This window comes from Psychrobacter nivimaris (assembly GCF_043419765.1).
Classification (GTDB): domain Bacteria; phylum Pseudomonadota; class Gammaproteobacteria; order Pseudomonadales; family Moraxellaceae; genus Psychrobacter.
Map to the genome: position 1 here is coordinate 81,441 of NZ_JBHOFX010000004.1, position 11,893 is coordinate 93,333.

8 protein-coding genes are annotated in these 11,893 nt (G+C 43.1%); 2 read left to right on the forward strand and 6 right to left on the reverse strand.

Going from position 1 to position 11,893, the window contains the following annotated elements; genetic code table 11:
- Positions 1–37: 37 nt before the first annotated feature.
- Positions 38–601 carry an NUDIX hydrolase gene (locus ACHEVO_RS09785; RefSeq protein WP_296208167.1) on the reverse strand — a complete coding sequence of 188 codons (564 nt, stop codon included), beginning with the start codon at positions 599–601 and terminating at the stop codon, positions 38–40.
- A 569-nt stretch (positions 602–1,170) separates the two neighbouring features.
- On the opposite strand from ACHEVO_RS09785, the gene ACHEVO_RS09790 reads away from it, so the two are divergent.
- Positions 1,171–1,905, forward strand: a complete 735-nt coding sequence (locus ACHEVO_RS09790; protein WP_394124786.1) for an NUDIX hydrolase — start codon at positions 1,171–1,173, stop codon at positions 1,903–1,905.
- Positions 1,906–2,037: 132 nt separating this feature from the next.
- Here ACHEVO_RS09790 and ACHEVO_RS09795 read toward each other — a convergent pair whose 3' ends face one another.
- From ACHEVO_RS09795 to nhaA, 3 genes are all read right to left on the reverse strand, one after another.
- The gene (locus tag ACHEVO_RS09795) at positions 2,038–3,411 is read right to left on the reverse strand and encodes an oxygenase MpaB family protein (RefSeq protein WP_394124787.1); all 1,374 of its coding nucleotides are present in this window, start codon (positions 3,409–3,411) and stop codon (positions 2,038–2,040) included.
- Positions 3,412–3,488: 77 nt separating this feature from the next.
- Positions 3,489–4,091, reverse strand: a complete 603-nt coding sequence (locus ACHEVO_RS09800; protein ID WP_394124788.1) for a DUF2799 domain-containing protein — start codon at positions 4,089–4,091, stop codon at positions 3,489–3,491.
- A 210-nt stretch (positions 4,092–4,301) separates the two neighbouring features.
- Complete coding sequence (gene nhaA, locus ACHEVO_RS09805) at positions 4,302–5,504, reverse strand: Na+/H+ antiporter NhaA (protein WP_102091810.1); 1,203 nt, start codon at positions 5,502–5,504, stop codon at positions 4,302–4,304.
- Positions 5,505–5,968: 464 nt separating this feature from the next.
- On the opposite strand from nhaA, the gene ACHEVO_RS09810 reads away from it, so the two are divergent.
- Positions 5,969–6,724: a TSUP family transporter gene (locus ACHEVO_RS09810; RefSeq protein ID WP_101206038.1), complete on the forward strand. Its 756-nt coding sequence runs from the start codon at positions 5,969–5,971 to the stop codon at positions 6,722–6,724.
- A gap of 118 nt (positions 6,725–6,842) precedes the next feature.
- On the opposite strand, the gene ACHEVO_RS09815 is transcribed toward ACHEVO_RS09810, so the two are convergent.
- Together ACHEVO_RS09815 and ACHEVO_RS09820 are read right to left on the reverse strand one after the other, a co-directional pair.
- Entirely contained in the window at positions 6,843–8,219 is a 1,377-nt protein-coding gene (locus ACHEVO_RS09815; RefSeq protein WP_057761609.1) for a dicarboxylate/amino acid:cation symporter, read from the reverse strand.
- Between the two features lie 514 nt (positions 8,220–8,733).
- Positions 8,734–11,664 (reverse strand): acyl-CoA dehydrogenase, encoded by a 2,931-nt coding sequence (locus ACHEVO_RS09820; RefSeq protein WP_394124789.1) that lies wholly within the window; start codon positions 11,662–11,664, stop codon positions 8,734–8,736.
- Positions 11,665–11,893: the final 229 nt, after the last annotated feature.

An 11,893-nucleotide genomic window follows, 5' to 3' on the forward strand; every position in this document is an offset into this window, starting at 1 on the left:
AAGCATTATGCTTGGCTTTTTGCGGTTAGGTAATTGACTAATAGCGCTTGATACTCAAATCTTTGCCAATTTTGTCTTGATGAATCGGAAATTCTGACAATTCACTGAACTGCTTACGATCAGCAAAGTAGCTTTTTAAAGTACGACGAATGGCTTCAAACGCCAGTGTATCCCATGGGATATCTTCTTCGCTAAACAGTGCACAGTCGAGACTTTCTGAGCCAATACCATACGCGCCATCTTTTAGATCGGCCAGATAGATAGAGTAGATCTGCCCAATATCTGGCAAGTCATAAATGCAGTATAGATGCGGATTCAGTACGATGGCATCAGCCTCTTCGTAGCTCTCGCGTGCTGCGCCTTCAGCCATGGTCTCGCCATTTTCCATAAAACCTGCAGGTATCGTCCATAGGCCGTACTGGGGCTCAATGGCTCGGCGGCAGAGTAGCACTCTGTCTTCGTGTACCACCAGCGAGCCACAGATAACTTTTGGGTTTTCGTAGTGGATATAGTGGCAATTGGGGCATACCAAACGCGGCATATTGTCCGTAGGTGGGATTTTTCGTTCTGCTTCATGACCGCATTGGAGGCAATAGCGCATATCAACTACCTTGTTATAAAAGTTATTGTGTATGATGTTTTTTATAGGTTATAAGACCTACATTTTGAAGTGCTGCTGTCATCGTTTCGAGATAAGTTAGATACAAGGACGGTGAGACAAGTACCACAAGCAGTAAACTGCGTAGACCTGACAATAAATCTAACTTAAATGTACCTGACTTATATAAGATCGACTATATAAAATATGATTCTAAAGAGCAGCTATCATCTTAAGATAGCACATATTATCGACGGACAGAATCACGATAACAGTAACGCATCATTTCACAGATAGGCTTACTGTTATTGGTCAACAAGGCCGTTATTGAGCATTGATAAGCAATGAATCAGTCACATAAATAGCATGCAGCCACTATTATATTGCGCTAGTCTAGTGAGTGTTCAGTAATTATTGATATCAAAGCCGCTAACAAAACGAGTGACCGAAAACAATAGATAGATAGATAAATAGATTGTTGGTTTTATTTACTAGTCGCGATTTTAATAATAGAAAACAAGAAAGATGCTGTTTGTACCGCTTAATAACGATAAAAATATAGGGCAATTATAATGTTATTCCCACCGGAGGCTGTAAGTTTCGATAACCTGTCAGTTGCTGTACCTACTTTTATTCGTCATCCGACGCTTCGTCAATTAGCTGAGCGAGTGCAACATGAGACCTTAAATGCGCTGACAAGTCCAGCGATGTACGAGACTCATAATGCCTCTCATAGTAGCCGCGTTTTAGATAGCCTATATCAGACACCGATTGCCGATGCATCAATACTGGTCGCTATTACTCATGAGCGCAGACCTAAACTATTATTAACACGCCGCGCCGCCCACATGAACAGTCATGCGGGTGAAGTGTCTTGTGTGGGTGGTAAACATGATCGAGGCGATGGCAATAATGTCGTTACCGCATTGCGTGAAGCCTGCGAAGAAACAGCACTACCACCTAATAAAGTCCAGTTGCTTGGTCAGCTACCGATCCAAACTTCAAAAAGTGGTATGAGCGTACGCCCAATCGTGGCACTCATTGCTCCTGGCTTGGTGCTCGTACCTGAAGCGGGAGAAATATCACGTATCTTTTGGGCAGACTTAGAGTCATTAGTCACTCAACCAACGGTAGAGTATGAAATTGAGTATAAAATGCAAGAGCAAATGGCTACCATACTGACGCCGAGCTGGCAGGTCGATGGTGAGACAGTATGGGGACTAACAGGACGGGTAATTGCTAACCTATTAGAAACAGGGTTTGATCGACAGCTCGAATGGTATTACCGCGTAGAAAATAAACGCTAATAAATGTCATCTATTAATAATATAGTCGATTCAATTTAAAAGTAGTACAAGGCAACCGAGTGTAGATGTATATGTGATACTTCAAACGAGGTTAACGCAGTAATGATTTTATAGTGGAATGACTATGGTCATCTACTTATAATAATCATCGTTCTTTTTAAGCCACCAGTTCATATTGTCTTGGCGCTTGGCACGGAATGCTTCTAGCTTGTGGGCTACGGACGCATTATGCTGCCGTGCAGTATCGAGCGCAAAAAGAATCGGTACAGAAGACAACACGCCAAAGCGTATCTTTGATTTTGGTAAGTCTAGCCCATCGCCTATATCATCACCGACCAAAGTGCGAGTGACACTTGCGTTGACCATTTCCACAAAACGTCCACGGCGATTGTCTTCACCCATGAGCTGACGCGGTAAATCATGCAATGCTTTTGCCAATGGCTGACCCATCTTAAAGTCTAGCTGCTGTATCGATAGATAGGTATAGAGCCATTCCCAATATGCGGCCTCATCTTTTGGTAAGCGATCTAAATCAACCCCCATCCAATAACTAGCAAGGTTCCATAAATGTAAGATACCTTCAGCTTCTTCTGTACTAATACGTGCGCCCAGTAATCGTAGACCGCGCATAATAAGTAATGAGAACTGTAAGTGGGTGGCAATCATATCGGTTTGATTGATAGGGATGCCCCAATAGTCAGTATTCCAACTGCCGTCAGGGTTATGATGTTGCTCGGCGTTTGGTATCACGCCTGTAGCAGCATTGCCTTTCCCTTTGAGTAAGTTTTGCCGTACCAAAGTATGTATTTGACGTACTTGGATCGATTGTCGCCAGCCCTCAGAGCCAATGGCCAATACTTGATCAATAGGTTTGTTTTGATTGCGTGTGCTCATATTAGATGAGGGGTGTTCAGACACGGCCAAGATATAGGCATAAGTACGCATCAATCGCGGTAGCGCATCGTGCATCAGTGCGCCCGTCTGAATGAGCGGTAGCGAGAGTGCAGGGATGCTATAGCCAGCCATCAGAGCAACATTACGCAGTAGCCAAATGAGCATGAGTGGATAGCGCCGATAGGCAACCGCACCTATCTGAGCAAGCTTTGGGTCGAACCAGTCAGGGTGGCTGCTAAATTGTTCAGTGAGCGCGCTAAATAATGGGTTGGTTGCAAGGTCGTTGTTCGTAAGTTTATTGTTTGGACTATCGCCAAGAATAATATGCTGTAAGGGCTTTGCAAATTTTATGCTTTGAGTTGCTAGCGCGTCTGCGAGTGGATCGCCAATGTCATAACCTGCCACGATTTCATCAAGTAGAGCAGGCGATATCGTAAAATCTTTTGGCAATAGATAACGTTTAATGCGTTTTAAAACCTGCAAATCGCTATGGTCATCGATAGCAGTGGTACGTCCATGACGCTGATAAGCGTTCGATGATTGAGCATTCGATGATGGAAAGTCAGGTTTGTCAGTTGGAGTACTTGCCGTATTGATGATTTTCTTATCCATAGTTATCAAGTACCATTTTCAGAGTTAGAGCGTGCTTTAGAACGTAAAACTTGCATTGCGATAGCTTCGCATCCCAGTCATTCGTAAAAATTACTGGATTGGTTCAATGAATCTAATTGCTGCTGTGTTATTCGGATACGGCGTTTGGTATCGCGAATCTCATCAGATAGAGATAGTAGCCGTGCACGGGCTTCTTTTTCATTAGCAAAATCTAGCATTTCACCATTTTCTAGCTTATCGAATTCTGATTGATAAGTATCTAAGAGGCGACTGTCTTTGTCTAACTGACTGTCTAAGGCGTAATAATCTAGACCTTTTTGATTAGCCGTTTGCAATGTATTAGCCATAGCAATTGGGCAAACATTGTTCAACTGACGACCACGTCTACCGATGTTATAGGCATTATTGATGGTGCAGTATTGTTGCAGACCAAGTTTACGACCTCGCTCCCATGCCTGATAGTCAGGGGCGACGCTGGCTTTGGCACAGGCTTTTGTATGAGATGCTAAGCGGTCTGAATGGTAACCTGCCACGCCATCGTTATAGCCGATAGCTTGCCAGTCACCGATGAGACATTCTTGCTTGGAGAGTGTTGCACAGCCTGCTAGCAGATAGATACTACCGAACACAGATAACCCTAATGACAATTGACGCACAACGCGGTGTATAGGTCGGTACATGGTTAGCTCCGATAGCTGTGATAACGATAATAACTATGAACACAAATAAATGATGCTAGCAATCAATCACATTATGCAGCCTTGTGATTGATTGCTAGGTCACTTATAGATATCTCGATAACGCATATACAAATAAAATAGAGCAGCTTATAAGTGGCATTAATATTAAGCAGTACCACTATAAGCTACTCTATATCTCAAAGGTATTCATTAATGCGGGCGAGTCAAATCGACCGATGTACCGCTAGCATTGTCTTTTAAGCTCATTTTCAGCATGATGTAACCTGCAATACCAGAGACGATTGAACCCATAATAATACCCAAGCGCTCATCAAACATAGTGGTGTCGCCAGCAAATGCCAAGCCACCGATGAACAAACTCATGGTAAAACCAACACCGCACAATAGAGCTGCACCGTAGATTTGCTTATAATCCATACCTTTTGGCATGGTTGAGATACCAAGCTTAAAGATTAACCAGCACATGAACATGACGCCTAACTGCTTACCAATAAACAAACCAGCGGCAATACCTAGCGGCACTGAGTGGAATAACTCAGCAAAACCTGCGCCTTCGAGCGAGATACCCGAGTTGGCAAAAGCAAAGATTGGCAAAATACCAAAGGCGACGGTATTGTGCAGATCATGCTCTAGCTCTTCAAGCGGAGAGTGCTCAGGATCAGTGCGGTCGAACATCGGGATAAACAGTGCTAATACCACACCTGCCAATGTTGCATGGATACCAGACTTGAGTACGGCAATCCACATGATCAGACCAATGAGTAGATATGGCGTGATGTTGGTGACGTTACGGCGATTAAGAACATATAAGAATGGCAAACATAAACCAGCTACTGCCAATGACTCTAACGACAACTCACTGGTATAAAACAAAGCGATAATCAGAATCGCACCAATGTCATCGAAGATAGCAATAGAGACTAAGAAGACCTTTAGGGAGTTAGGTACACGATTACCTAAGAGACTCAAAATACCGAGTGCAAAGGCAATATCTGTCGCAGCAGGAATGGCCCAACCTTTCCAAAACTCAGGCTCATTGTAGTTAAAGAGCAGATAGACAATCGCTGGCATAATCATGCCACCCAATGCGGCACCTGCTGGCAGTATTATCTGCTTGACGTTGGACAGCTCACCGATGAGTACTTCACGCTTAAGCTCTAATCCAACTAAGAAAAAGAAAACTGCCATCAGACCATCGTTGATCCAGTGATGAGCATCTTTTGCAATCGCAAACTCACCAATCTGAATGGCGACTGGTGCATGAATAAAACCTTCATACCAAACATTAAGAGGGGAGTTGGCAATGATCATTGCAGCAATGGCAGCCAATGCTAAGACGATACCGCCTGCTGCCTCAAATTCAAAAAATGCTTTAATCCTTCGTATTGCCATATCATCCTCATTCGCTAAATACAATTTACTAAATAACCTCAAATATCCATCAATGTCTGCGCTACCTATAATTTTGAGGTAGCAAATAGACAGAAACAGTTTCTCATACTCTTATCAATATAGACAACAAAATACGTTGAGCCAGTGCCAACGGTCTACTTTTTTATATTCACAATAGCAATATTATAAAGAGGATTTGACGAGCACAATAGTTGTAAGTCGTTACATCTTTTTAATAAGTCGCTATTCGGTTGAGCATATTCGGAATGTTATTAGACAAATTTAGCAGACTTTGTTACGTTTTTGGCTTTTTTTACGGTTTTATCTTTATAATGAGCAGCGCTGTGCAACGTGTCATTATTTCTTTTGCTAGCACTGGTAAGCTATCAGCTTATCGATAACGATATTTTAGCCTTATCTCAGAACTCCTTTTCTCTTCTTATCATATTTTGCAGGTCAGTGTCATGGACTTAACTTTCTCGTTAGAGATTATTTTAATGCTTACTGCGGTGGCCGCATTGGCAGGATTTATTGATGCTATCGCTGGCGGCGGTGGATTATTGACCATCCCAGCTATGCTACTGGCCAATATCCCACCAGTATTAACGCTTGGTACCAATAAACTCCAAGCGGCATCAGGCGCACTAGCGGCGTCTATTACTATGATTAGGAAAGGAGTCGTCAAACCGCAACGTATCAAAGTAGCTATCATCGCCGCTTTTATAGGTTCCGTTATCGGCACCATCGCTGTACAAATGTCACCACCTGACTTGCTTGAAAAGGTGATTCCATTTTTGATTGCTGCTATCGGTATCTATACATTATTTGCCCCTAGGTTGGGTGAGGTAGAGGCTGCCCCGCGTATCTCAGAGAGCAAATGGCAAAAAGTCGTGGCACCGTTGATTGGTTTTTATGATGGTTATATCGGTCCAGGTACGGGTATGTTTTTTGCGCTTGGTAATGTGGCATTACGTGGTCGTCAAATTATTGAGGCAACAGGTGCGGCAAAAGTATTGAACTTATCGACCAATATTGGCTCGTTAATCTTCTTTATTTTGGGTGGCAACGTACTGTGGAAAGTGGGGCTAGCGATGATGGTCGGACAAACCATCGGTGCCTATTTCGGCTCACATATGGTGGTTAAAGGCGGTAGCAAATTGATTCGTCCAGTAATTGTATTGGTCTGTCTGGCGATGTTGACCAAGTATGTGTTTGGCTAATTAGTTGTTGATAGAACCGTATCAATCATTATTATTTACTGATTATTAATCATAAAAAAACCTCAGCCAATTTGACTGAGGTTTTTTATTTTATGCACTTCCATCTAGCAGGAGTGGGTTAGCGGCGACGATCAACATCATCGTATTCACTACCCATGATGCCATCACTAAAGACTTCAGAGAACTCACGCTCATTGTCTTCATCGATATGACCATCAAATACGTCTTTTGCACCAGCGTTAGGATCGTTGTAAATAGCCAGATCCATTTTGCCTTCTGATTTTGCCACGATAGTAGTTACAGCAGCATCACCACCGACGTTTACAGCAGTACGTAACATATCAAGGATACGATCCACACCCAAGATTAGACCGATACCTTCGATTGGTAGACCCACTTGAGCGAATACCATAGACAGCATGATTAGACCAACACCAGGTACACCAGCCGTACCAACAGATGCCAGTACTGACATCAAGATGACGGTTAAGTATTCGGTCACGCCCAAATCAATGCCATAAATGTTGGCAATAAAAATGGTCGCAGTACCCTGCATAATGGCCGTACCATCCATATTGATGGTAGCACCAAAAGGAACAGTGAACGACGCAACTGAGTTGTTTACACCCATACGTTTGGTAACCGTACGCAAGGTAATAGGAATCGTCGCGTTTGAGCTTGAGGTACTAAAAGCAAAGATCTGTACTTCACGCATTTTTGCCAAGAACGTCTTGATAGACAGGCCTGAAGATACTTTAAGTACAATCATCATAGTGACAAAGAAGTGGAAGGCCAATGAACCGACCAATACCGCGACATAACCCAGTAGTGACCAAATCAAGTCTAAACCTAGCTCTGCCATTGCTTTGGTTAATAGCGCAAATACACCATATGGTGCAAGGTTCATGATGATCGTGACCATCTTTAAGATGACTTCGTTGATTAGCTCTAGGCTCTGCACTAAGCCTTTGGCAGGTTTACCTACCATCAAGATACTGACACCGATCAAAATAGCAAAGAAGATGATCGATAACATATCGCCATTTGCCATCGCGCTGATGGGGTTCGATGGGATAATGTTAGAGAACACATCAAGTAGAGGCGGCGCTGACGCTGCTTCAAACTCGGCTTCCGTTCCGATATTCATGCCTTTACCGATACCGAATAACGAGCCAAGACCAATTGCAGTCGCAATAGCGAGTGCAGTGGTTATCATATAAATAATGAACGTTTTGGTACCAATACGTCCAAGTAGGCGAATATCACCAATACCGCATACACCGCAAATCAGTGAGATAAGCACCAAAGGTACGACCAACATTTTTAGCGAGTTGACAAATAGTTTACCAACAATGGCAAGGAAGCCATTGGTGATGTAAGTGTTAACAAAGCCACCTTCGCCGTTCAATCCTGAGTAGTTTAGAAATAGGCCCAGTCCAATACCGAGCACCATGGCAACAATGATCTTGCCCGTCAGTCCCAAATTCTTCCACATAATTCATATCCTTTGTGTGCATAACAGCTTTATAGTAAGTGTTCATTAGCCAACATGATTGTACTTATCAGCCTTACTACAAAGCTTGTTATGACTATTAAGTTCCCGTGATTGTCGCTCGATGTCACATTTTCGTGGACAATATAAAAGAATAGCTAAGGGCACTGCAAGATTTTTTTCTGATTTTATTCTAAATGTACATTCCTCGTTACAACTATGTGCCCATAATATAGTCAATATTTATTCTAAACGGTTTGTTTCCCATATGAAACAAAATATTCATGAAAGAGTTTTTAGGGTAAGCAAATATGTCAAACTATTGATATCAAACCGTTGATTTTAAATTATCAAAATGCAAAGGAAGGAATATGATTAATTAAGCTTAAGGTTTTCAATAGACCAAAAAAAGCCAGACTATCGTTTATAGATAATCCGGCTAATAAAAAGTAAAAGTTTTACTATAAATCTAATAATATTTAGTTTCTAATGCTAATGTTAGAAACAGAATAAATTATTAAACCTTATCGTCTTCTTCGCGTGATAGAGGTGATTGGCGCTTTAAAGGGTTGATATCATTATCACTTGCTTCAGCATTTATCTCATCAGGTGGTGCAATATGACGATTGTGATTATTGCCCATACGCTCGTTAAGATGTGATTCAGCATCACGATGGCGATGATCGAGCGCCTCTATCTCAGGCTCTGACTCTTCAAAATCTGTCTGAGAATTTACTTCTTTGACAGTATCTTGCTCACTGACCAACTCTACATCGCCATCACTTTCATAACCATGATTAGGATTGGCATCGCCAGTATGGTCGTCTGTATTTGCAGTACTGTCTAGATCGTTAATAGTTGGTTCGTTAGTGGCTAGCTCCTCAACGTCAGCTGCATCGGTATCCACAGCGATACCGTTTTTACTCTGCGCTTGTCTTTTTAGCTGTGCATAATCAGTCAGTTGATGAACTGCATTTTCAAGCGCATGTGGATTATCACGTTCTAGCGCTTCCGATAGATGCTCGTCAAACGTATCAGTCAATAATGAATCAAAACGCATGGCGTTATATTGAATCAGAATTTCTGCCTCTTCTTCAGTAATGCCACCATTTTGACTGGCGTGTACCACATGGTCTTCAAAGGTTAGACCTTCAAAGCTGTCTTGATGCTCTGCCTTTTTGAACTTCTGCCACAATGGTTCGATTTCCACCAACGTCTGATAAGCATGTTCCATACGACCAGTTACATCGTCTGCATCTGTGTTGTAATAAACCATTGTTTTCAGATAGTCGCGGAACGGGTTGGCTGCAAAATCATCCATGAAAGTATCACCCAATTGGCGTTTCAGCTCATCGCTTGCTGGGGTAAAGATACGTCCACTTGGAAAAGTCACAAAGCTAACCACATTGGCTGCCATACGATTCGGGAAGTTGGCAAAGAATGATACAAAGGCTTCTTGAATCGTATACAAACTGTTTTGTAGCGCAACTTCGGCATGCAGTCGCTCAGACTCTGACTTACTACCATGCTCATAGAACTGCAAAATAGCAGTCGCAATAAATAGATGACTATGAATATCTGCTAAGCGACCAGATAACATCTCTTTACGCTTTAAATCCCCTGCTAGTAGTCCTAATGCCATATCAGCAGTTAGGGCAAAGCTCGCACTTAAACGGTTGATATGTTTGTAATAGGGACGGGTAAAGGCGTCTGCGAAATTCGGCGCCTTATCGCTACCACCGATGTAACCTGCGACAAAGGCTTTTGCACCACGGTTAAACGTGTAGCCCAAATGTTTGAAGAAAAGGGTATCAAATTTTTCAGTGGCAGCAGCTTTGTCTTCGCTCTGTAGTAACTGAAGCTCGTCGAATAAATAAGGATGGCAACGCATCGCACCTTGACCAAAGATCATGAGTGAGCGGGTCAAAATGTTAGCGCCTTCTACCGTGATAGAGACAGGAATCGCCTGATAAGGTGTCGCTAAGAAATTGCGCGGACCCATCTGTACAGCACGACCACCGACCACATCCATACCGTCGTTGACGACGCTACGCATGGTTTCAGTCGCATAGTATTTTGCCATGGCAGTCATGACAGAGGGTGTGCCACCTTGGTTTAATCCGCAAGTGACCAAATGACGGAACGCTTCTAACATATAAGTGTTACTCGCCATACGGCTAGTGGCGTCCTGTACACCTTCAAATTTACCTACTGATATCTTGAACTGTTCGCGAACTTTTGCGAACGCACCGACAGACAGATAGGTCATTTCACTGGCTGATGTCGATAGAGCCGGCAGAGAAATACCTCGACCAACGCCCAAGCATTCCATCAGCATGCGCCAGCCGCGACCAGCGTTCTCGACGCCACCGATGATATAATCTAATGGAATAAAAACATCTTTGCCATCGACCGTACCATTCATAAATGGTGAGCCGATTGGATTATGACGTGGTCCTGTTACGACACCTTCGTGATTAGCTGGAACGAGGGCACAGGTAATGCCGTAGTCGGTTTTTTCAGGATTACCAAGCAGACCTTCAGGATCGTGCATTTTGAACGCTAAACCAACGACAGTGGCGACAGGTGCTAGGGTAATCCAACGCTTAGAGAAGTTCATGCGTAGGCCAAGCACTTGTTCACCTTCGTGCGTGCCGTAGCAAACTACACCTGTATCAGGAATAGCACCTGCATCAGAACCCGCTTCAGGCCCAGTTAAACCAAAGCAAGGCACTTCATCACCTTTGGCAAGACCTGGCAACCAGCGCTGCTTTTGCTCGTCCGTACCGTAATGCATCAATAGCTCACCAGGGCCGAGCGAGTTGGGAACCATACAGGTTACAGCGGCAGTCGGCGAGCGCGAAGCGATTTTACTCATTACACGGCTTTGCGCATAAGAGCTAAACTCTAAGCCACCAAATTCTTTTGGAATGATTAAACCTAAGAAACCATTACTTTTAATGAATTGCCATGCTTCAGGTGATAGGTCTTTATCTTTATGCTGAATTTGCCATTCATCAAGCATGGCACATAAGGTTTCTACTTCATTATCGATGAAACCCTGCTCTTCTTCTGAGAGCTGCGGATAAGGATAGTTGGCAAAGGTATCCCAGTTTGGCGCACCCATAAACAGCTCTTTTTCCCACCAACTAGTACCCGCATCAAGCGCTTCACGCTCTGTATCACTCATACTCGGCATCGCACCACCCAGCGCCTTATAGACAGGCTTAGTGATTAACGATTGGCGAAGCGGTGCGACGAGTAAGACCAAGCACAGTAGTGCCATTGGTATACCCAAAATGAGCGACCATGGGCTGATAATTGCGGTGACGATAACTGTAATCAGGGCGACGATGCTACCGGTGACCCGTGATAAGGACAACAAAAAGATGGCCAAGACCACGGCTAACTGAATGATGACTGCCAAAATAAACAAGCCAATTGCCATGACTATCTCCTTTAAAGCGCTGAATAAAAAATGCGAAAAGTACGTAAATGAAAGAGCTAACTATAATTATTTTTCGTCTTGCCACTTACTGTCTTATAAATATGTCGAATGATTCTTTAATTACTAAATCCTTGGTTCTATGTCTCTTAAGTACTAGTATTAACGGTCTAGTAAGTAATTGACAAATAAATGACAAGAATGGCTACTAATATGAAACAGTTGTCGATAA